The sequence below is a fragment of the Bacillus cereus group sp. BfR-BA-01355 genome (genome assembly GCF_022663675.1).
Taxonomy (GTDB): Bacteria; Bacillota; Bacilli; order Bacillales; family Bacillaceae_G; genus Bacillus_A; species Bacillus_A thuringiensis_S.
Window position 1 is genome coordinate 1 of the sequence record NZ_JAKUFY010000091.1, and the last position, 21,365, is coordinate 21,365.

The window sequence follows — 21,365 nt, forward strand, 5'->3', positions numbered from 1 at the left end:
TAAAATATTGATTCAAGTTTTACTTTATTTTTTACTATCTTTGGGGGTGTTTCATGTGCACTATGCATTTTCACGTATAAGGCTACGTAGCTTTTTTGGATGGATGATTATAGGGGTGTTCCTTATAATGATACCATTAGGTCTAGCAAATGTTTCTGAGAATACGATGGAGGTCATTTCACAAATAACTGTATTTTTTGTATTTCCGTTACTTTGGCTATACGTAAAAACAAATAAAAATAATGTTGTATTTAACAGTTTTTTTGATAAGCCAGGACGTTTATCTTGGGGATTAATTGTATTAGCAACGATAATGGGGATGATTTTTTCAGTTGGCATATCTCAGATTCAATTTTACATATTAGCACATACGTTACCGAATTTCTTAGTTACTATGCTAGAAGACGGAAATGTTATTAATACGAGTAACGTATATATGACGATATTTACTTTCATTTCAGCATGTGTGTTAGCACCTATTATGGAAGAGGTTATTTTTAGGGGATTTTTCTTACAGCGAATGGCTCATAAATGGGGAATTAAAAAAGCTGTAATTATATCTTCAATTATTTTTGGCCTAGGACATTTTGATGTTATTGGTGCGTTCATGTTTGGTGTCGTTATGTGTCTTTTATACATAAAGACAAAAAATATATGGATGAATATAGCTGTGCACGCTCTAAATAATTTGATTGCAACAAGTATGCAATTTTTCGGTGGAGAAGAAAGTGGTACAATCTCAATTACTGAATTACAAGCGCAAAGTAATTTATGGATTGGTATCGGTCTTACAGTTGTTGGATTACTATGGTTAATTCCGTATGTTTGGAAACAATGGCGTACAGTAAAAGAAGTTGGCGTGCCACCAGTACGTTTTATAAATGAGCAAAAAGTAGTGAATTCATCACAAGAAAATGAAGTGTATAGTCAAGTGATCGTAACCGATAGATTGATGGCCATAGAGTTACCAGATGAGGTTGTAAATAAGCTTCGGTTAGAAGAAAGTGATTATGTAACAGTATCAGTAGAAGAAGATAAAATCGTTATAAAGAAAGCACATAATAGATAATTAAAAAGTAGCTCCTTAGGAGCTACTTTTTAATTTGTAATAATTTCTATACGAAAATTATTACCGTTCTTTACATATTTAATATCTGTAACAGTACGGACTGTCTTTAAAATCTCCACTTTTTCACCAATTCGCGGGATGGTTGGAACATTGTCCCAAATACCAAGCAAGTCATCTAATTGTGCCGTTTTTTCATAAAACCAGATTTTCAATGTAAAGCCCCTTTCTCGAACTTTATGTATTTTAATACATAATATATTATTTTTATTCTTATTGTAAGGGATTTTTTTATATTTTATGAATAAAAATAAATTAATCTTCTGGGAAGATATGTTCAATATCAGGAGTAAGAGATACTTCTGATAATACGATATGAGAAACTGTCGTTGCATATGAAGAAACATCATTGATAAATTCTTCAAGTTCAACGAGTGAAGGAACAGAAATTTTTACAATGTAGCATAAGCTTCCTGTTACTCGGTAACAAAAACTTGCAGATGGATAAGACTGAATAAACTGTTGCATACGTGTTGTATCACCATTTTTTAAAGTGATTTCTAAAATACAATCTAAAACTAGTCCTGCTTTTTTATAGTCGATATCGATTGTATATTTTTGAATAACGCCTTCACTTTCAAGTTTACGAACACGTTCTGCAGTAGACGGAGCAGATAAGTTTACTCGTTTCGCCAATTCACGCATAGAAAGGCGACTATCATTATATAATTCATTTAAAATTTTTCGATCAACACGGTCTAGTTGCATTTGTAAATATACCTCCAGTAAAATAATGATTTTTGTAAAGGGAAAATATAAATTAAGATTCATATGAAATGTAAAGTGAACGTTATTTATTTTACAATAAAACAGAAGGAAATAGGAGGGGAAATGATGGAGAGAATTTCATTATCAAATGTAGGAGATACAAAGTTTCAAAAGTTATTAGGGCATAATTCGGATATATTACATTCGTGGAGTACGTTAGAGGATACACTGTACAATAAAGGAATTCTTTCAGCAGAGTTGAAGGAGCAAGTGAGAAGAACATTAGCGTATGGGAATGAATGTCCGTACTGTATGGCAAAGGGAAGACCTGATGATGTGCAAAAGGCAGAGGAGATTGGTGTAGCCGTTACTTTTGCGCATACATTTGTTCATGACCGAAAAGCGATAGATGATACTATGTTTCACGCATTAAAACAATATTGGACAGAAAAAGAAATTGTAGAGCTTTGCGCCTATGTTTGCTTTATTACTGCGTCACAACAACTTGGTTTTCTATTTCAATTACAGCCAAATTAAGGAGGAAATGATGACAAATCAAATAGCACTTATCATAATCGATGTACAAAAGGCATTTCAATTACAAGATTGGGGCGAGAGAAATAATATTTTTGCTGAAGAAAACATGAGAATTTTGTTAGCAGAATGGAGGAAAAGGAAACGACCAGTTTTTCATATTCAACATGTAAATAAAGAAGATGCTCGGTCAATGTTTTATGAGAGAGGGGAAACGGTAAACTTTAAAGAAGAAGTGCAACCACTACCTGGTGAAGTGGTTATTCAGAAATTCGTTAACAGCGCGTTCATTGGGACGAATTTAGAAGAGCAATTAAGAGAGGACAAATGTAATGCAGTAGTAGTTGTAGGATTAACGACAAATCATTGCGTGGAAACTACGACACGAATGGCAGGGAATTTAGGATTTACAACGTATTTAGTGAGTGATGCAACGGCTACTTTTAACCGTAAAGGTTTAGATGGTAAAGAGTATAGTGCAGAAGATATTCACAATATGACACTTGTAAATTTACATGAAGAGTTTGCTACGATTGTGACGACAAAAGAAGCATTAAAATTATTTTGAAAAAACAATTGCGAATTATGTAGAAAAAAATAAGAATATTTCGTATAATCTAAGTACAATCATTTTGAAATAGGGGTGGCATCATATGGAGCAAATTTCAGTAAAGAAATTAGAAGAGGTACTTGTTGTAGCAGGGGATGATAAACAGAAGCAAAAGGAATTTTATGAATTGCTCTTATCTACTGAGTTTTATGTTGCTGGTTCACTAGAAGCAGAGGACGGGGCAACAGAAGGAATACTTCGTTTGCGTCATTTCCAAGGAGAAGGTAGATGGATCGTTCCGTTCTTTACACAAATGGAATTTGTAAAAGATGTGTTGCCAGAAGGAACGCCCCTTATTACGATACGTGGGAAAGAGTTATTTGGTAGCATTGAGAAAGATGCTACAGCTGTATTAAATGTTGGCACTGATATAAGTAAAACATTTATTCCAGAAGAAATTGCAGATATCGCATCTGGACGAATTTTTAATTATTATAAGTAAAAGGAAAAGCGTAATCGCTTTTCCTTTTTAATTTGAACATGGAGTGGCTATACCAGAAGAAATAGAGACTGTTTTATTATTTGTGTTTATTGTCGCTGTAGCTCCAAGTGGAATACCGATGTTTGGACTTATATGTCCAATTGGTAAACCGAATAGGACAGGTATATGATATGGCGCGAAATATTCATATAATATTGTTTGCAATGATTGAGATGGCTTTGAAGGAGTGCAGTCGTGACAACTTGTGAAAATAACGCCCCTGCATTCATTAAACTTTCCAGATAAAAGTAGCTGATTTAACATACGGTCAATGCGGTACGGTTCTTCACCAATGTCTTCAAGTAATAAAAGTGTATTGTCCGTATTTATCTCGTAGGGCGAGCCAATTATACTTGTTAACACAGCTAAATTTCCTCCAACTAACGTACTTGTAACTGTACTGTGAGAGCTAGGTACGATACATTCTGATGCAGATAAAATGGTTGAATACGGATGGAATAGCTGATTAAAAGAGGATAAAGATAGGGAATCAATACCTTTTCCTAGTTCTTCAATCATCGGACCATGAAATGTTATAAGCTTTGCATAACGTGAAACAGCAGTATGTAAAGCTGTAATATCGCTATATCCCCAAAAGATTTTTGGATTCTGCCTAATAACTTCATATTGAATGTGAGGAAGAAGACGAGCACTTCCATAACCACCTCGTGCACAAAAAATTGCCTTCACTTCATTATTTGTAAATGCTTCATGTATATCGTCAAGCCGAACTTGATCACTTCCGGCTAAAAATCCATATTTCTCGTAAACACTCTTCCCGATTATTACGGATAACCCCATCTCTTGTAATACATTCACACCTTTTAATACATTTTCGATTGTAGGTGGACCAGATGGTGCAATAATCATTACTGTATCACCTTGTTTTAATGCATTTGGATAAATCATTAAGCTCAGCCTCCTTATCTTTCAATATATTCGCTTCATATGAAGTTCAACCCTTGCAAAAGCAGGGGAAAGCTTATCAAATAAAGAAGATATAAGGGAAATAGGAGGGAAAATGATGTTTACAAGTCGAGTAACAGACATATTAAAAATTGAGTATCCCGTTGTTCAAGCCGGTATGGCAGGCGCGATTACGACGCCAGAACTCGTTGCAGCAGTAAGTAATAGCGGAGGATTAGGGACGCTTGGAGCGGGCTATATGAGCCCAGAACAAATTTGTGAAGCGATTTATAGAATAAGAGAACTAACAGATAAGCCTTTCGGTGTTAATTTACTTGTAACGAAAGAGATACAAATAGAAGAAGAGAAGGTAAATGAGGCGAAAGTATTACTAAGCGGAGTGAATAGAGAATTAGGTATAGAAGTAGAAGGAACGTTAAAGCTTCCAAAAAGCTATAAGGAACAATTACAAGTGCTATTAGATGAAAAAGTACCGGTCGTTAGTTTTGCATTTCAAACGTTAGAAAAAGAAGAAATAAATGATTTAAAAAGAAGTGGAATAAAAGTTATCGGAACAGCTACCCATGTGAAGGAAGCGAAAGTACTTGCCGAGCTAGGAGTAGATATTATTATCGGACAAGGTAGCGAAGCAGGAGGGCATAGAGGAACGTTTATTGGGAAAGAACGAGATGCTATGATTGGTACTTTTGCGTTAGTACCTCAGTTAGTAGAAGCTGTTCCGCATATCCCAATTGTCGCAGCAGGTGGTGTAATGAACGGACAAGGGCTTGTTGCGGCATTGGCACTAGGAGCAGAAGGTGTTCAAATGGGATCGGCCTTTTTAACAAGTGAAGAGAGTATTACGCACGATGTGTATAAAGAAGCGGTTTTACATAGTACAGATACGAGCACAACGGTAACTCGTGCGTTTTCCGGGAAATATGCACGGGGTATCCGGAATGAATTTATAGAGAGACATGAAGGAAAAGAAGAAGGGCTTCCGATGTATCCAGTGCAAAACGTATTAACTTCTAAAATACGCCAAGAGGCAGCGAAGCAAAATAAGGAAGAATATATGTCACTTTGGGCAGGACAGGCAGCATCGTTGGCACGAATCGAATCAGCTCAGCATGTAGTGGAGCGAGTTATGAAAGAAGCGGAGAATGCAATCGAGCAATTACAAAATATATACAAAAAGACCACTTGAGTAATTCAAGCGGTCTTTTCATTAGTTTGCTTTATAAAATTGTTGGATGGCTTCGTCGATGTAAACCCAGCCTTTCCAACCTAAGTGCATATGATCTTTTAAGAAGTATTTATCGTATTCATGATTTGAGAAGTCGGCAATTGGATAACCAGCTTTTTCGATTTGCTCATGAACTTTCTTATAGTATGCTTCACGGCGTTCTTTCGGGAAGCCAGCGTAGTCGTACCAAGGACCTTTGACAGGAACAGAAATGAAGAGCGGTTTTGCACCAGATTGTTTTAATAAATCAAGTACAATTTGTAAATCTTCATATTCTGGCGATTGGTCATAAGCATCATTTTTTAAGTAACCTTCACGTTGCTTTAATTTTTTCTTAATTTTGCTATTGAAATAATCATCTTCAATACCGTATTCATTAGATCCAGATTCTACTGCACCTGTTTGATCCGCATGTTTACGAGCCTCTTCCCAGTTCATTTGTTTTAATGAAGGATCAAGCTTTTCTTTGTGCGGTTTAATATTAAACATAGCTGTAAATAAATCTTTACGATCTAAAATGTTACGATAAATATAAGCGAAAGGTTTAGCAGCAAGTGCTTTTACTTTATACTTCGTATCATCATAAGCAATGCCTTCAAGCGAAATTTTTAATAAAGTTTCTTTTTTTACAATCTCAAAGTTTAATAAACGCTTTGCAATTTGTTTTTTCATTTCAGGTTTTAAATCATTGTTGAAAATGAAATGGTAACCTTGTTGCTTTGAAAAGTTAGGTGCAAAGTGCGTTTCATCAATACCTTGTGGTACAAACCATTGCGGAGAAAGAACGAATACCATTTTCTTATCTTTCAATTGATCCATTGTAGATGCGAAGTTTAACACATGTACAAGGTCTTGTGTTCCGCCGCGTCCAAGAAGGAATGGTGTGAACCCTTCAGGCTTTACTTTAAAATAATTAGATGGATGGAAAGCATCCATACGTGCGAATTCCGATGAACCGTACATCGGAAGATATTTTGGATTTGCTAACATCTTTTGCTGTAAAATCATACTTTGAATTTTTTCTTCTTTTAAAGAAGTAGCAGCTTGTTCTACTTTTTCATCACTTAAAAGTGGAAGTAGGAAGCGCGTTGGAATAAGTAAGAATACAGCAAAAAGGGCCAATGCTAAAAGCATCGGACCAAATTTTGCTTTGTTCATCGGATTTCTTCCAACTTTTTAATAACCATGTTTGGTGTAGCCCACTCGTCACGGTCAAAATCAGAAATAGAAACTTCAATATCTAAACGCTCTTGGAATTCAACTAATAAAGATACTACAGCGAAAGAATCAAGGATACCTTCTTCAAATAATTGAACATCTAAGTTTTCTTTCACAATATCGTTTTCACATACTTCTTCTAAAATATCTAATACTTGCTCTTTGAATTCTGCCATTTTTAAAATCTCCTTTATATCCGAAATATATTATATGTGCAACTTCTTAATGGAATAAGAAGGGTGCATTAAAAGTATCTGTTAAGGTGTCCAGAGAAGATTAGGAAACCGAAACATACAACGTGGAACGTAATTACAATCGCAAGGATGCGTGTAAATTTAGTGTTTGGCCAAAACTTATGCTTCTTGTTTTTTCGTTCGAAAATATCGAATAAAATAAACAGTGCGGCATGATATAGACCATAAATAATATACTGCGCAACAGCGCTTCCTTGGATATGCCAAATTCCCATAATGAAAAAGTTTAAAAATGCACCGATATATGAAATTGTGTAACGGTTCTTAATTAACTTTTTCTTCGTTGCAAAAAAGACGAAACGCATGTAAATAAAATCACGGAACCAGAATGATAAACTCATGTGCCAGCGGTTCCAGAAGTCTTTAATATTACGACTAAGGAATGGCTTATTAAAGTTTTCTGGCGTTTTAATTCCCATCATATAACTTACACCAATTACAAAAGAGCTATAACCAGCAAAATCAAAGAATAGATATAAGCTATAGCTATACATGTAAATCATATTTGAAAAGATTGTATCGTGTTGAGCGAATGCTGGATCCATACAATATTGCTTTATTAAGTAAGCAATAATAAATTTATACAAGAAACCTTGGAAAATACGATTTAGTCCTGTATATAGTAAATTTTGATATTCTTCAGCGCTAGGTGGCTTTTGAATATCTTTTTGGAATCTTCTGTAACGATCGATAGGTCCTGTTGAAATTGCAGGGAAGAATAAAACGAATTCCCAGAAGTTAAAGAAAGAAAGCTCTTTAATTAAACCATCACGAACTTCAAATACCATTTGAACTGCTCTGAATGTTACGTAAGATATACCTAGAAAAACAACAAGTTTTAACTCAGGTAATAACGATGCAAATGGTGCGATTTTTGCCAAAATAAGAGGCAAAATCGATAAAATAACAGCTATGCAAAATGTGAATGTACTATTATTTTGTTTTCTTAAAATTAAATAGCCTTTAATAAGGGCATATTGCCAAATAATAAATGCAGCTAACATCATTGCTTGCTTTGGTTTATCTGAGAAGATAATAGCAAGCATGACTAATGTTAAAACGGCATTATATTTACGCAACATTTTACCTTTTAATCCAGCTATGATAGTAGGTATTAATAAAATGCCCACTATAGCGAAAAAATAAAATGATCCATATGCGGTCATGCTGTAACCTCACTCAATAATTTTTTGCGATCTACCTTTCCATTTGGTGTCATTGGAATAGAAGATTGATACATGAATTTACGTGGAATCATGTAGTTTGGTAATCGCTCATTGAGTTCTTTTTTGATTGCAGATGTTAATTTGAATTCTTTTTCAAACGAATGCTCTCCAGGAACAACAACCGCTAATAAATAATCGTATTTCTCACCTTTTTTAATTGGAACGATAACTGCTCCCTCAACGTAAGAACACGCACGAAGGTGATGCTCAATTTCTTCTAATTCCATTCGATAACCATGCAGCTTAATTTGGAAATCAAGACGACCATTATAGAATAGAAGACCATTTTCTACATAGCCAGCATCGCCTGTTTTATAGGCACGCTCACCGTCAATCATAGTAAATGCTTTTTCTGTTAATTCAGGGCTTCCTAAGTATCCAACGCTTACGCTTGGACCGACAATTACGATTTCACCTTTTTCACCATCAGGTGCAATCGTGCCATCTTCTTTCATAATAAGAAGGCGACAGTCTGATTTACAATAGCCAACTGGAAGTGATTTGTATTGATCAAGTACTTCTTCTGTAACGTGAATACCTGTTACAGCGACAGTAGCTTCTGTTGGACCGTACGTATTCATAATTGTTGCATTTGGGAAACGCTCAATTAATTTTCTAGCTACTTCATTTGGTAATACTTCACCACAGAATAAGAATGTTTTCATGTTCGGTAGCATACTCTCAGAGAAGGATGCTTCCATTAAACACATTTCAGCGAAAGAAGGTGTGGAAGTCCATACTTGTATATCCGATTGCTCTAAAGAAGCAAACAAGTCTTTTGGACGCGCAATCATATCTTTATCGATTGCCCAAAGTGTACCACCTGTTACTAATGATGGGTAAATATCCATGACAGATAAATCGAATGAGAAAGGTGCTTGGTTTAAGAATACTTGCCCTGTTTGTAAGTTAAAATCTTCTACAGCCCATTTTGTAAAGCTAACAAGGCAGTTATAAGTAATCTGAACCCCTTTCGGATTACCTGTGCTTCCTGATGTGTAAATAATGTAGAAGTTCTCATCACCTTTTACCGCATGTTCAGGATTTGGAGTGTTCCCTTTATGAGTAAAGAAAATATCTTTTAAGTTGTCTTCACTTACGATGCGAACTGGTAAATCAGTTACAGTTACTGCTGCTGCCGATAAAAGTAATTTCGCACCAGAATTTTCAGCGATACGTTGTACACGATCAGCTGGGATAGATAAATCTACAGGAATATAAGCATGTCCAGCTTTTACACATCCTAAAAAGTTAATAATCATTTCAGGTTGCATATGGCCATACACCATAATTGGTGAACGATCATCTGGATACGCAGAAGAAATCCAATGTGCTAACGCATCAGAATCTTCCTTTAATTGTTTGTACGTAATTTTCGCATCTCGCCAAACAAAAGCAGTTTGATCAGGCGTTTCAATAGCCCACTTTTCAATTAGTTCTAATAACTTCATAACGTTCCCACCCTAGAATTCATTGTAAATAAATGTACTTGTGTTTGTATCATGGAATCCATACAACCAAAGTAATGCAAATAAAATTGCAAGATAATAAACCGTCTTTGCAACCCATTGTGTGAGTGGTCGAGACCATATCTCTTTTAATCTTTCCATGTCTTTCCCTCTCTTAATGAAATAATAGCTCTTTGTAGGTATCATGTCCTACATTATTGTGAAAAAAACAAAATCCCACATTTTAGGTAAAAATAAGTCAAAAGGCTCTTTTCTGATATTAGCACTAAATACTAAAAAAGAAAATCCCTAACTTAGCAATTATATTACATTCAGCATGAATTTGTAATGGGTTTGATATGTAAATAGGAAGTGGATTGTGTGAATGTATAAAATTGCCCTGAGAGAATGTATAGAAATGCAATATTTGTTTGCATTTTTTCATAGTTAATGTATGAATTCCTAAAGTTTCTTAAAAGGAGGAATCTCTAATGACGAGGGTTTGGAAGGATCTTATTTCAGAAGAAAACATTATAAAATGGAGACGACATTTCCACAAGTATCCGGAATTATCATTTCATGAAAAAGAAACTTCGCAATTTATATATGATACATTATGCTCGTTTTCTTCTTTTGAAGTAACGAGACCGACGAAGTATAGTGTACTAGCAATTAAAAGAGGCGTGAAGCAAGGGAAAGTGATTGCGATTCGAGCTGATATAGATGCTTTACCAATCCAAGAGGAGACAAGGAAATCTTATACGTCTGTAAATAAAGGAGTGATGCATGCATGTGGGCACGATGCTCATGCAGCTATTTTATTAAGTACAGCAGAGATGTTATCAAATATGAAGGAAGAGTTTGTAGGGGAAATTCGTCTATTCTTTCAGCATGCAGAAGAAGCATACCCTGGTGGTGGACAAGAAATGGTCGAGGCGGGCGTTATGGACGGTGTTGATTATGTAATAGGTTTACATGTTATGTCTGGATTGGAGAGCGGAAAGATAGGTATTGCGTATGGGCCAATGATGGCAGCTCCAGACGTATTTACAGTTGAGATTCAAGGCAAAGGAGGACATGCAGCACGTCCAGAAGAAACGATTGACCCTATTGCTATCGGAGCACAGATTATTACAAATTTACAACATATCGTATCAAGAAATACAAGTGCTTTCATGCAAAGAGTCGTTTCAGTTACGCAGTTCCATGGGGGAATGGCTGATAATATTATTCCAAGTACAGCAACTTTAATGGGAACTGTACGTTCTTTTAATCAAACATTAAGAATAGAAGCAGAAGGGAAAATCGAAAAAATTGTGAAAGGAATTACAGAAGCACATGGAGGATCGTATACATATACGTATCGATATGGATATGATCCGGTTATTAATGATGAATATATTACGAAAATAGTAGAAGAAAGTGCACTACATTTGTTTGGGAATGAGCGTGTTGTTAAGCTTGAACCTTCTATGGGTGGGGAAGATTTTTCAGCATATTTAAGAAAAGCACCCGGTTGTTTCATTAAATTAGGAACAGGTAATGAAAATATATATACTTGTTATCCACATCATCATCCGAAATTTGACGTGGATGAATCAGCATTAATTTGTGGAGTGGAGCTATTCTTAGAGACTACTATAAGATTACTAAAATCATAGAAAAACAAAAAAAGGCAACTGCGCTCTATCGCAGTTGCTTTTATTTCTTTCCGTCAGAGAGGGCTGAGAAAGAACTATGCTCATTTATAGTATATGAATAGCTAACGGACAAGCTTGTACATTTTAATCATTTTTTTAAAAATAGTTGTTGACATTGATAATCAATGTCAATTAATCTAAATATAGTTGAAATTGATAATTATTATCAATAGGATGGATGCGACATGTTAATGAGAAAAAAATTTCACCTTCTACGGAGGGGATTAAAAGATAAAAATAAAGATGTTGATCAGCATATGGAATGGCAACGAAATGTAATTCGGTCTGAATATGTAGATGAGAAGAAGAGCATTCAAACAGAAAAAGAGATACAAAGTAAAGGGAGAGGTTCAGTTGAGTAAGTTAGTAATGATTTTTGCAAGTATGAGTGGAAATACAGAGGAAATGGCTGACCATATTGCCGGCGTAATTCGTGAAACAGAAAATGAAATTGAAGTTATTGATATTATGGATTCACCAGAAGCTTCTATATTGGAACAGTATGATGGAATTATTTTAGGTGCATACACATGGGGAGATGGTGATCTTCCTGATGATTTCTTAGATTTTTATGATGCAATGGATTCTATTGATTTAACTGGGAAAAAAGCGGCCGTATTCGGATCATGTGATTCGGCTTATCCGAAATACGGAGTGGCGGTTGACATTTTAATAGAAAAGCTACAAGAGCGCGGAGCAGCAGTTGTGTTAGAAGGACTAAAAGTAGAATTAACGCCAGAAGATGAAGATGTAGAAAAATGTTTACAGTTTGGAGCTAAATTTGTAAAACACCTTTCTTAATGGCAGAAGGGAGCTGAAGAGCAAGTGCATGAGAAAATCTCAATCAAAACGATGACAGATTATCATTTGTATGATTTTATGCGGTGTCCGCATAAATTTTATTTTCGTCATATAAAAAGAAGAGAACCTTCTTCATTTGAATGGCAACAAATAGCGCAAATGATTGTGAATCAAATTATTAACGAGTATTACACGCTACCTGCGGGTCAACAAACGAAAATTGTACTTTTAATATTAATAGAAAAGTATTGGAAAAAAGTAAGGATTAATATGTTTGCTTCGAAGACGGAGTACTATATTGTATTAGCGAAGCTAACGGATCACTTATTACAGTTTGTTGAAAGGGATGATAGTCAGACACCACCATTGTTTTTATACGAGAAGTTTCAAACATATATGGAAGAGTTAGGTGTCCACATGTCATTGACATTTGAAGTTGGTGAGTGGAATGCTGAGTCGTTTGTAATTAAAAAGTATGTTGTCGATGCGGATGAGGAAATGCTTGCTCTTTGTCAGAAGCTAATGACAGTATTCAGTTATAAAGCTTTCGGCGTTCTTCCAGGAAAAATTGAAGTTATTAATTTAATAGAAGGAACTAAGTATGAGTACATTCCGAAACAGGAAGATATTATAACTGGAATGGCTGATTTATCTAGAATGAAAGAAATGTTACAGCAACCTGAGCATTATACTGAGCGTCATTTTCGTTCTGAGTGTATAAGTTGTGCGTTTCGTAGTGAATGCCAAAGGGAAGAAGTAAAGAAAGAAGCGAAACAGAAGAAAAATATAGTTCATTAAAGGATGCAACTTTGCATCCTTTTTTGTTATTGACATGAAAAGCTTTTCATCATTTACGGTATATTTGTAGCAGATTTTAATAAAGTGAAACTTTAATCAGTGGGGTTTTGTTCATCACCCACTGATTATTAGCCTTAACCAATCGGGCTTTAACGGGCAGCCCGACCCCCACCTAACTTCTTTGCTTCCGCTGAATTTTGAGGTGGGGGTCTTACTGCCCGCAAATAGCGGGATAAAGGGAGGAATAATCAATGAAAGATGAAACGAAAGTATTTCAATGGTTAAAAGAACAAAATGCTCCTTTTGAAATTCAACTGCAAATCTTACAGGCATTTCAATTGTATAAAGTTATTGTTGAAATGGATAAAAAGTTAATGATGTATGAGGAAAGAGTATACAGGGAGAGAATGTAATCTCATCCCTGTAATATCGTTTTTAGCTGTTCTGTACTTGTAATGAATTCGAGTTCATTCTCTGACTCAAAGTTATAAATAATATTATGTAGTAAAGGACTGTATTGATAAAAGGTAGTAATGCGGTGAATGAGTAATGGATCATGATGAGAAATAAGTGTACTGTACTGTTCATATACAGATGTAGTAAACTCATGTCCGAAATCATAATATAGTCCTGCAAAATCAAAAGCAGGATCGCCAATTTGCGCATCACCAAAATCGATAACACCTGAAATGCTTTTGTTCTGCTTGTTAAATAAAATGTGATGATGTGTAAAATCAGCGTGAATGATTGTGTTTTGAAAAGTGGATGTAGCTAAACATGCAAAGAAATTTTCAAATAAGCGATTTAAGGCTAGTTTCTGTAATGAAGTAAGGTTAGTAGTGAGATATTGGTTTAATTTTGTTTGTAGCTCTTTCCAGTAGGTACATGTTTTTCTAATAGGGAAACATAGCGTTGTAACTTGGTTTAAAGGAATACTATGTAGTACCGCAAGGAAAGTAGCTAATTTTGTAATAATTGCTTTCAGCTCTGTATCCTCCAGCGTGGCAATTGTTTCTGTTTTTAATGGTTCACCATGAATGAGAGTATAGTAACTACAAAGAGGAACCTCATCAGATTCATTTTTATAAATTAGGTGATATTGTGGAACTTTGATTTCTTGTAGTGATTGAGTGAGAATTGTGCATAGTTCTTTTTCTAACGGAATTCGCATTGCATATTCCTGTTTTCGCGGGAAACGAAACAGTAGCTCATCATTTACTATAACTGCTACATTATCCCATCCTCCTTTATTTTGTTTATATGAACGTATAGAAAGATTAGGCAAAGCTTCTTTTATATAATGTTTGTAAGAGTCCATAATTGTTCCTCGTTTCTGAGTTAAGTTATTCTACTTTATGATATCAGAATTTTCTTTCTATATGTTAAAATATAGCTATCATTATGAAGAAGGGCGGGAGTATTACGAAAAAAAGATTGTTAATCATTTCTCTATGTATCGCTTTTGTATTGTTTTGGTCATATAAAGAGAAGGTTTTTGCTACCTTTAAACCGATTGATCAGTACGAGTTAAATAAGGAATTAAAGAACAAAAGTATAGAAAATTTAACTCATAATGAAATGAAAAAGGTAGGAGAGCATTTTGTGACCGAGCAACTATCAGTGTTTGAGTTTACTAATAAAGAAGATGTGAAACGAAAAGGTGAAGAACTATTTTTAAATAGAGGGTATGAACAATTAATGGGAAATTATTATCCAAATCGTTTTCAAGATTTAGAGTATAAATTTACAAACGAGGAGATACGTGAAGAGACCGATGAGAGTTTTCTTTATCAAGCTGTAGCGTACGTTGCGGGTACTGAAAATGGTAAGAGAAGCAAAATGAAATTGAATTATGAAGTGAAAATTGTAAAGGTTAATAATATATTTATGGTGCTAGAACAAAAGCAGCGCGTACAATAAAGGAAATTCATTGCTCAATAGAACATTTGGGGGTGTACTACTTAATGCGGAATAAAAAGGCCCTCAAGGAATCAAGGGCCTTTAAAGATTTTCATTTTGTTGACCAAGTTCTTTTTGAGCAATATATAAATTTCCTTGCTCGACTTGTTTAAGTGTATGAACAGAATCTCCTGCATATCCTTTTTGTGTTTTAACAGTTCTTTTTGAACGATTGGAATTTTGTTTCTTCATATAATAGGCACCTTTCATCAAAAATAAACGAAAATGATAAGTATGAGTAATACAGCAGCGAAAATGGTAATGCCCATTAAAAACGAAGTGTTTTTATATTTAGGTGGCTTATGTACATCTTGCCGATATCCAGGTGAAATTTCAGGGGCAAATTCTTCATCGAATGATTGCTTTTTTTCTTTGTCGTCCATATGTACCCACCTTTCTTTTTCATTATATTACACGTTACAAGAAAAAATATGCATAAAGAAAACAGCCGCTTTATTATTAGCGGCTGTTTTGTGTTGCATATTTTCGTTGTACTTGAAAGAGACGGATAAGTAGGAAGGCAGCGCCAAATGCTAGACCGATAATAAGACCGATCCAATAGCCTTTTGCGGCCCATTCTGTATACGTTGCTAGTATGTAACCTAGTGGTAGACCTATTATCCAATAAGCAATTAAAGTCATAATTAGAGCAACATTTACATCTTTATAACCACGCAGAGCTCCTTGTACAGGGGTTGCAATTGCATCTGAAATTTGAAATAAAATCGCAAAGATAAGAAATTCTTTTGCTAAATGATGAACTTTTGCATCTGTCGTATAAATAGAAGCAATTTGATTATCAAAGAAGTAGAGAAGAATCGAATATAATAAAGCAAAGGCAAGGGCTAATCCAATTCCAATCAGTCCGTATTGTTTTGCATTATCGTAACGTTTTGCTCCGACTTCGAATCCGACTGCAATAGTCATTGCCATTGCTAAACTTAGCGGAGTCATATATAACAAGGAAGCAAAGTTCATAGCTGCTTGGTGAGCTGCAATAGTTGTCGTACTAAAATTACTCATCATAAGCGTTACCGCAGCGAAAATACTTGTTTCAAAAAAGATAGCAAATCCGATAGGGACGCCAAGCTTTAAGAATGCTGTCCAACTCGAAAGAGAAGGACGATATAATTGTTTGAAAATGTTAAAAGAGGCAAAAGGCTCTTTCGTCTGAATAATAATGACTGTAATAATTAAAATGCACCAATATGTTGCAGTGGAAGCAATTGCTGCTCCGACACCACCAAGCTTTGGGAAACCGAAGTTACCAAAAATTAATAGGTAATTTAATATTACGTTAATTGGTAATGATAGTAATGTAATAATCATCGTTGTTCGAGTTTTTCCTAATGCATCAATAAATCCACGTAAAACAGTGTACGTGAATAAAGGTATAATCCCTATTGCGATAATACTTAAAAATTGAGCTGCAATTCGTTCCACAGGTTCTTCTAAGCGCATGCCGTTTAAAATAGGTGAAACGACGAAGAAACCGATGAGGATAACAACGAAGCTAGCACAAATTGCTAAATAAACTGCTTGTATGACAACGTGGGGAACGTCCTCTTTTTTCTTGGATCCAACGAGCTGTGCAACAATGGGAGTAGTAGCCATTAAAATTCCTGTTAATCCCGTACTAACTGGAAGCCATATACTTGTTCCAATTGCAACACCTGCTAAATCAGTTGGACTTGCATGTCCTGACATTGTTGTATCAAAAAAACTCATCGCAAATAATGACATTTGCGTTACGAAAATCGGAAAAAATAGTAATACAAATTGCTTTAACTTTTGTGAGAATGAAGTAGTTTCTTTCATAAAATCCCCTTTCCGTATAAAAAAACAAACTCTTACTATCATACAATTTAATCAAAGATTAGAAAAGAAATACGCGCCTACAACATATGAAACCAATAAAAAAAGGATGCACTTTGAAAAGGGATAAGGTATTATGATAAGGTGTGAAAAAATTACATATTATTTGTTATTAAGGAGGCACTACTTGTGGCTGATTGGTTAATTGGTTTAATCATGGGTGCTGTTGAAGGGTTAACAGAGTTTCTACCAGTATCATCAACAGGACATATGATTTTAACAGGACATTTAATTGGATTTGAAGATGAGAGAGCGAAAGTTTTCGAAGTTGTTATCCAATTGGGATCGATTTTAGCAGTTGTTGTTATATTCTGGAAGCGTCTATGGTCGTTAGTTGGAATAGGAAAAGTAACAGACGGACCATCGTTAAATTTATTACATATTATTATCGGGATGATTCCTGCCGGGGTACTTGGCGTATTATTCCATAGCACTATTAAAGAGGTTTTATTTGGTCCAGGACCAGTTGTTATTAGCTTAGTAGCCGGTGGTATTTTAATGATTGTTGCTGAGAAGTTTTCAAAACCAAGTACAGCAAGAACGTTAGATGAAATCACATATAAACAGGCATTTACAATTGGAATGTTCCAATGTTTAGCTCTTTGGCCAGGGTTTTCTCGTTCTGGTTCTACAATCAGTGGTGGTTTATTAGCTCGCGTGTCGCATACAGCGGCAGCTGAATATACGTTCATTTTAGCGGTACCGATGATGGTAGCTGCAAGTGGGTTAGATTTAATTAAAAGCTGGGATGTATTAAGCTCAGCAGATATAACGCTATTTGTAACAGGATTTGTAACTGCATTCGTTGTTGCGATGCTTGCAATTGTTTCATTCTTGAAATTATTATCTCGTGTAAAACTAACACCGTTCGCTTACTATCGTTTCATTTTAGCTGCGGTATTCTATTTCTTCATTATGTAATAAAAAAACCTGCCGAGCTCGGCAGGTTTTTTTATTTTACTATTTTTTCCACCATATTTTCCATTACATGCTCCCAAAGAGAAGTATCATCAGCTAATGTAGCACGGAAATTAGCATACATTTCTTTTTGTTTTTCTTCGAATGTTGGATCTTCTTTTTCAGGTAATGTAGCGCGCATTGAAGTTACTAATTCTTGTACTTTTGGAGCGCGTGGTCCAAAGACGGCTTGTTCATTTCCATCTTTATCAATGAAAATAAAGATTGGAATCGCACGTGCTGTTCCATTTGTTAAATATTGATCCATTAATTCTAAGTTTTCATCGCGAATTAATAAACTCATATCAATATTTGCAACTTCAGAAATTCGTTTCATAACAGGTACGCATAAAAGAGCATCGCCACACCAATCAGCAGTTAATACGATAACACGCCAGCCGTCATTTTGACGTTCTTCTAATACAGGAAGTAATTCATTTGGAATTAAAAAGTTATTGTAAATGTGTAGTAGCTCGTATTGGTTTACTTGCATTTCATTCACATATGTATCAAAGGACATACCTTTATCAGCCCATTGTTGTAAGTTCATAATTAACACCTCTTTAGTAAGATTTGCTTTCATTGTACCAATTTTTATATAGAAAAGCTTGTATTCTTACTCTTTCTCGTCACTTAATAATTTATTTAAGAGGAAAAAGAATAGTACGACACATAATTCAGCTGTGTTGGACATTTGTACGCTTTCTATCCAATTATCAGCAGTATGAATGACGAACCAATCTAGTGTAATTTCAATGAACGAGAAAAGAGTAATAGAAATCCAATTTGGCATGTTTTGTGTCAGTGGATATAGCAGCGCTTTGAAGAAACTGAAGATGAAAAATGTAATACTGTCTAAGAAAGTGATTAATAAAAAAAGAGAAGTAACGCAGTACGTGAACTATACTCTATACCTGTAATTTGAAAGATTCCTACATATACAAAAAATATAAATGCAAAAACGATAATGAGAAAAAGAGCAATAATACTAGTGATAATCGTTTTATCTTTTAGGCTGAGATTTGAGAATTTCTCCTCCTCATGCATTAAAATACCCCCTTTTTCTGGAAGTTAACTTCATTTTATCATGAAATACCTATTAAAAAACTACGAATTATGGGAAAATAAGGTGACAAAAAGTAAGATTTCATGTAAAATTATTAATAAGGTTTTTATTTAACTAAATGAAATAAAAGGAGCTGTCAAAGTTGTCTCAAAATCGAGAGCAATTAATGGAAGAACTATCGACAAATGTGTTTGCTATGTTTCGCACATTGCGTAATGATATCGGAAAAATATTCGGTGGTTACATACCGTGGAATGAATTCATCGTCCTGAGAATATTAAATCGTACGAATAAAGAAATGGTATCGCGTGTAGCAAATGAATTAAATGTGTCGAATAGTCATATTACAGCTGTTACAGAAAAATTAATTAATAAAGGTTTTGTAACTCGTTCACGTTCTACATCGGATCGCCGAGTTGTGTATTTAGAGATTACAGAACAAGGGAAAGATTTAGTTGCGAAAATGGAAGATGCGAAAAAACAATATTTACAAGAAAGATTCTCTGCACTTTCAGAAGATGAAATGAGTGTAATGATTTCGATTTCCAAAAAACTTATTTAAGTGATTATAAACAAGAAAACGCTTACGTGATGAAAAAGAAGATCTTCCTTATATATGGAAGGTCTTCTTTCGTGTGTAGTAGATGTTAAAAAATAAAATGTGTATGAAAAAAGATAGAGCGCCATACTACTAATACAAGGAAGGGAGGGAGAAATATGACGAATCGTAACGGTAGTAAAGGGAGCGGTAATCAAGGATCACCAAAGTCCGGCCAGTTTAATCAGGAATTTAGCACTGAATTTGAAACTGGTAATGATAATAAAGGGAAAGAATATCGTTCGAAAAAAGGAAGTAAATCAAAAAAGGAGTGAATATATTCACTCCTTTTTTGATTTAAGATGCTGCCGATTGATCAGTATTATATTTTTCTTCTGATTTTGCGACAATCATTGCACAAATTGCATCACCAGAAATGTTTACAGCTGTTCTTGACATATCTAGAATACGGTCAATACCAATAATTAAAGCGATACCTTCTACTGGTAGATTTACTTGATTTAAAACCATTGTAAGCATTACAAGTCCAACACCTGGTACACCAGCAGTACCAATACTAGCTAGTACAGCAGTTAATACGACCATAGCTAATTGCGGTAATGTAAGTTCAACTCCGTATACTTGAGCGATAAATACAGTTGCTACCCCTTGCATAATAGCGGTACCATCCATATTAATCGTTGCACCGAGTGGTTGTACAAATGAGCTGATTGCTTTTGGAACTCCAAGCTTCTCTTGTGCGGTTTTCATTGCAAATGGAAGAGATGCATTAGAGCTAGATGTGCTAAAGCCAATTGCCATTACCGGTCCGAAATGCTTAAAGAACCGGACGATACTTTCTTTTGCTAATACCTTTAATAGGCCGCCATATACAAAGACCCCGTGAATAATGAGTACTAACATAACGACAATCATATACTTGAACATCGCAGCGACGCCTGCAAGACCCATTTTACCAACGGATGAAGCGAGCAAACCGAATGTTCCAATTGGGGCTAATTTCATAACGAGATTAACAAGATACATCATTAATTCGTTGCCCTGTTCAAGTAATGAATGGATACCTTGAACTCGTTTTCCTAAAATAGCTATACCGAGTCCAATCAATACGGCAAAGGCAATGATTTGTAACATGTTTCCGTCAGCCATTGCTTTTGCTGGGTTATCTGGTACGATATTTAGCAATGTTTCGACGAAAGATGTTTCAGTTTTTGCACCTTCATACTTAAGACCTTCTGTTTTAAAATTACCGCCAGCTCCTGGTTTTATAATAAGTGCAAATGTAACCGCTATAGAGATGGCAACCGCAGTTGTTACGAGAAAGAATGAAATTGATTTTAAACCGATTCTTCCAAGTTGTTTCGGATCTCCAAGGCCGGCAGCACCAAGTACGATAGAAATGAATACAACAGGAACAACTAGCATTTTAATAAGGCGAATAAACAATTGACCAATTGGGTTGAACACATATTGATTTAGTGGCTCAAAGATAGATGGAGCGGCTAAATTTAGAGTGAGTCCAACAACTAGACCTAGAAATAATGCGATTAAGATTGCTTTTGTTTGTTTCAATAAAATCCCCCCTTTTGTTTTTGCGAAAGTTCTTTCTAAAGTAATTATACCGAAAAAATACCTAATTTAACAATATTTTCTGAATTTTTTGTTTTTATTTAAGTGTAGATAGACTGATTTTGTGTTTGGAAAATAAAATAGACCATCACATAGGATGGTCTAGGGAAGGGGACAATTTATGTCAATTTAATTAGGGATGGAAGCTGCTTTAAGACACTGGGGAATGTCTTAAAAATTAGGGAGGAACAACTTCGATATATATACTATAAAAGGTAGGTGTGACTCTCATGTGAACATAGGGTGAAAGAGAGAGGGAGTTTT

General features: G+C 35.0%; 28 protein-coding genes and 1 pseudogene. 14 read left to right on the forward strand and 15 right to left on the reverse strand.

All coding sequences use genetic code 11. The annotated features are described in order from the left end of the window. Positions 1 to 55 precede the first annotated feature (55 nt). Positions 56 to 1,069, forward strand: a complete 1,014-nt coding sequence (locus tag MR167_RS23405) for a CPBP family glutamic-type intramembrane protease (RefSeq protein WP_242315604.1) — start codon at positions 56 to 58, stop codon at positions 1,067 to 1,069. Positions 1,070 to 1,098: 29 nt separating this feature from the next. On the opposite strand, the gene MR167_RS23410 is transcribed toward MR167_RS23405, so the two are convergent. After that, a complete protein-coding gene (locus tag MR167_RS23410; RefSeq protein WP_000707106.1) occupies positions 1,099 to 1,281 on the reverse strand; it encodes a DUF3913 family protein in 183 nt (60 codons plus the stop codon). A 100-nt stretch (positions 1,282 to 1,381) separates the two neighbouring features. Beyond that, entirely contained in the window at positions 1,382 to 1,834 is a 453-nt protein-coding gene (locus tag MR167_RS23415; RefSeq protein WP_001175498.1) for an Lrp/AsnC family transcriptional regulator, read from the reverse strand. A 126-nt stretch (positions 1,835 to 1,960) separates the two neighbouring features. On the opposite strand from MR167_RS23415, the gene MR167_RS23420 reads away from it, so the two are divergent. The 3 genes from MR167_RS23420 to MR167_RS23430 all read left to right on the forward strand — a co-directional run bounded on the left by MR167_RS23420 (position 1,961) and on the right by MR167_RS23430 (position 3,420). Then, positions 1,961 to 2,371 (forward strand): carboxymuconolactone decarboxylase family protein, encoded by a 411-nt coding sequence (locus tag MR167_RS23420; RefSeq protein ID WP_000439752.1) that lies wholly within the window; start codon positions 1,961 to 1,963, stop codon positions 2,369 to 2,371. Between the two features lie 10 nt (positions 2,372 to 2,381). Further along, the gene (locus MR167_RS23425; protein WP_000184442.1) at positions 2,382 to 2,936 is read left to right on the forward strand and encodes a cysteine hydrolase family protein; all 555 of its coding nucleotides are present in this window, start codon (positions 2,382 to 2,384) and stop codon (positions 2,934 to 2,936) included. 85 nt (positions 2,937 to 3,021) lie between these two features. Further along, positions 3,022 to 3,420 (forward strand): SseB family protein, encoded by a 399-nt coding sequence (locus tag MR167_RS23430; RefSeq protein WP_000435265.1) that lies wholly within the window; start codon positions 3,022 to 3,024, stop codon positions 3,418 to 3,420. A 27-nt stretch (positions 3,421 to 3,447) separates the two neighbouring features. Here MR167_RS23430 and MR167_RS23435 read toward each other — a convergent pair whose 3' ends face one another. Further along, positions 3,448 to 4,368 (reverse strand): S66 peptidase family protein, encoded by a 921-nt coding sequence (locus tag MR167_RS23435; protein WP_000640066.1) that lies wholly within the window; start codon positions 4,366 to 4,368, stop codon positions 3,448 to 3,450. A 115-nt stretch (positions 4,369 to 4,483) separates the two neighbouring features. Here MR167_RS23435 and MR167_RS23440 point away from each other — a divergent pair, with 115 nt between their 5' ends. Next, entirely contained in the window at positions 4,484 to 5,572 is a 1,089-nt protein-coding gene (locus MR167_RS23440; RefSeq protein ID WP_000495271.1) for an NAD(P)H-dependent flavin oxidoreductase, read from the forward strand. A gap of 21 nt (positions 5,573 to 5,593) precedes the next feature. Here the strand turns inward: MR167_RS23440 and dltD are convergent, their stop codons facing one another. The 5 genes from dltD to MR167_RS23465 all read right to left on the reverse strand — a co-directional run bounded on the left by dltD (position 5,594) and on the right by MR167_RS23465 (position 9,919). Next, complete coding sequence (gene dltD, locus MR167_RS23445) at positions 5,594 to 6,769, reverse strand: D-alanyl-lipoteichoic acid biosynthesis protein DltD (RefSeq protein WP_001030287.1); 1,176 nt, start codon at positions 6,767 to 6,769, stop codon at positions 5,594 to 5,596. Continuing rightward, entirely contained in the window at positions 6,766 to 7,005 is a 240-nt protein-coding gene (gene dltC, locus MR167_RS23450; protein ID WP_000807310.1) for a D-alanine--poly(phosphoribitol) ligase subunit DltC, read from the reverse strand. The genes dltD and dltC overlap by 4 nt, the downstream gene beginning before the upstream one ends. Before the next feature lie 68 nt (positions 7,006 to 7,073). Further along, positions 7,074 to 8,249, reverse strand: coding sequence for a D-alanyl-lipoteichoic acid biosynthesis protein DltB (gene dltB / locus MR167_RS23455; RefSeq protein WP_000127955.1), 1,176 nt, complete (start codon positions 8,247 to 8,249; stop codon positions 7,074 to 7,076). Continuing rightward, on the reverse strand, positions 8,246 to 9,760 hold the full coding sequence (dltA, locus tag MR167_RS23460) for a D-alanine--poly(phosphoribitol) ligase subunit DltA (protein ID WP_000770497.1): 1,515 nt from the start codon (positions 9,758 to 9,760) through the stop codon (positions 8,246 to 8,248). Before dltA ends, dltB begins: the two co-directional genes overlap by 4 nt. 12 nt (positions 9,761 to 9,772) lie before the next feature. Next, positions 9,773 to 9,919 carry a teichoic acid D-Ala incorporation-associated protein DltX gene (locus tag MR167_RS23465; protein ID WP_000440293.1) on the reverse strand — a complete coding sequence of 49 codons (147 nt, stop codon included), beginning with the start codon at positions 9,917 to 9,919 and terminating at the stop codon, positions 9,773 to 9,775. A 329-nt stretch (positions 9,920 to 10,248) separates the two neighbouring features. Here MR167_RS23465 and MR167_RS23470 point away from each other — a divergent pair, with 329 nt between their 5' ends. The 5 genes from MR167_RS23470 (at position 10,249) to MR167_RS23490 (ending at position 13,469) form a co-directional block, all read left to right on the forward strand. Then, positions 10,249 to 11,418, forward strand: a complete 1,170-nt coding sequence (locus MR167_RS23470; RefSeq protein ID WP_000199092.1) for an amidohydrolase — start codon at positions 10,249 to 10,251, stop codon at positions 11,416 to 11,418. Positions 11,419 to 11,642: 224 nt separating this feature from the next. Next, positions 11,643 to 11,819: a hypothetical protein gene (locus tag MR167_RS23475; RefSeq protein ID WP_000929009.1), complete on the forward strand. Its 177-nt coding sequence runs from the start codon at positions 11,643 to 11,645 to the stop codon at positions 11,817 to 11,819. After that, positions 11,812 to 12,258, forward strand: a complete 447-nt coding sequence (locus tag MR167_RS23480) for a flavodoxin (protein ID WP_000041154.1) — start codon at positions 11,812 to 11,814, stop codon at positions 12,256 to 12,258. The genes MR167_RS23475 and MR167_RS23480 overlap by 8 nt, the downstream gene beginning before the upstream one ends. Before the next feature lie 24 nt (positions 12,259 to 12,282). Beyond that, positions 12,283 to 13,056 carry a hypothetical protein gene (locus MR167_RS23485; RefSeq protein ID WP_000544580.1) on the forward strand — a complete coding sequence of 258 codons (774 nt, stop codon included), beginning with the start codon at positions 12,283 to 12,285 and terminating at the stop codon, positions 13,054 to 13,056. A 251-nt stretch (positions 13,057 to 13,307) separates the two neighbouring features. Further along, positions 13,308 to 13,469, forward strand: coding sequence for a hypothetical protein (locus MR167_RS23490; RefSeq protein ID WP_000651086.1), 162 nt, complete (start codon positions 13,308 to 13,310; stop codon positions 13,467 to 13,469). A 2-nt stretch (positions 13,470 to 13,471) separates the two neighbouring features. On the opposite strand, the gene MR167_RS23495 is transcribed toward MR167_RS23490, so the two are convergent. Continuing rightward, on the reverse strand, positions 13,472 to 14,374 hold the full coding sequence (locus tag MR167_RS23495; protein WP_000378990.1) for an aminoglycoside phosphotransferase family protein: 903 nt from the start codon (positions 14,372 to 14,374) through the stop codon (positions 13,472 to 13,474). Between the two features lie 83 nt (positions 14,375 to 14,457). On the opposite strand from MR167_RS23495, the gene MR167_RS23500 reads away from it, so the two are divergent. Continuing rightward, positions 14,458 to 14,976, forward strand: a complete 519-nt coding sequence (locus tag MR167_RS23500; RefSeq protein ID WP_002083113.1) for a hypothetical protein — start codon at positions 14,458 to 14,460, stop codon at positions 14,974 to 14,976. A gap of 81 nt (positions 14,977 to 15,057) precedes the next feature. Here MR167_RS23500 and MR167_RS23505 read toward each other — a convergent pair whose 3' ends face one another. The 3 genes from MR167_RS23505 to MR167_RS23515 form a co-directional block, all read right to left on the reverse strand. Beyond that, on the reverse strand, positions 15,058 to 15,207 hold the full coding sequence (locus MR167_RS23505; RefSeq protein WP_000744623.1) for a hypothetical protein: 150 nt from the start codon (positions 15,205 to 15,207) through the stop codon (positions 15,058 to 15,060). Between the two features lie 17 nt (positions 15,208 to 15,224). Further along, positions 15,225 to 15,398, reverse strand: a complete 174-nt coding sequence (locus MR167_RS23510) for a hypothetical protein (protein WP_000341062.1) — start codon at positions 15,396 to 15,398, stop codon at positions 15,225 to 15,227. A gap of 76 nt (positions 15,399 to 15,474) precedes the next feature. Continuing rightward, a complete protein-coding gene (locus MR167_RS23515) occupies positions 15,475 to 16,833 on the reverse strand; it encodes an MATE family efflux transporter (protein ID WP_000665558.1) in 1,359 nt (452 codons plus the stop codon). A gap of 186 nt (positions 16,834 to 17,019) precedes the next feature. Here MR167_RS23515 and uppP point away from each other — a divergent pair, with 186 nt between their 5' ends. Next, positions 17,020 to 17,811, forward strand: a complete 792-nt coding sequence (uppP, locus tag MR167_RS23520) for a bacitracin resistance undecaprenyl-diphosphatase (RefSeq protein ID WP_000796263.1) — start codon at positions 17,020 to 17,022, stop codon at positions 17,809 to 17,811. Positions 17,812 to 17,842: 31 nt separating this feature from the next. On the opposite strand, the gene MR167_RS23525 is transcribed toward uppP, so the two are convergent. Then, positions 17,843 to 18,430 (reverse strand): thioredoxin family protein, encoded by a 588-nt coding sequence (locus MR167_RS23525; RefSeq protein ID WP_003260458.1) that lies wholly within the window; start codon positions 18,428 to 18,430, stop codon positions 17,843 to 17,845. Between the two features lie 33 nt (positions 18,431 to 18,463). Continuing rightward, positions 18,464 to 18,894: pseudogene (locus tag MR167_RS23530) on the reverse strand (regulatory YrvL family protein). 161 nt (positions 18,895 to 19,055) lie between these two features. Here MR167_RS23530 and MR167_RS23535 point away from each other — a divergent pair. Together MR167_RS23535 and MR167_RS23540 are read left to right on the forward strand one after the other, a co-directional pair. Next, positions 19,056 to 19,475 (forward strand): MarR family winged helix-turn-helix transcriptional regulator, encoded by a 420-nt coding sequence (locus tag MR167_RS23535; RefSeq protein ID WP_000081433.1) that lies wholly within the window; start codon positions 19,056 to 19,058, stop codon positions 19,473 to 19,475. Positions 19,476 to 19,630: 155 nt separating this feature from the next. Next, a complete protein-coding gene (locus MR167_RS23540; protein ID WP_000184928.1) occupies positions 19,631 to 19,786 on the forward strand; it encodes a hypothetical protein in 156 nt (51 codons plus the stop codon). Positions 19,787 to 19,808: 22 nt separating this feature from the next. On the opposite strand, the gene MR167_RS23545 is transcribed toward MR167_RS23540, so the two are convergent. After that, positions 19,809 to 21,044, reverse strand: coding sequence for a dicarboxylate/amino acid:cation symporter (locus MR167_RS23545; RefSeq protein ID WP_000814811.1), 1,236 nt, complete (start codon positions 21,042 to 21,044; stop codon positions 19,809 to 19,811). Between the last annotated feature and the right edge of the window lie 321 nt (positions 21,045 to 21,365).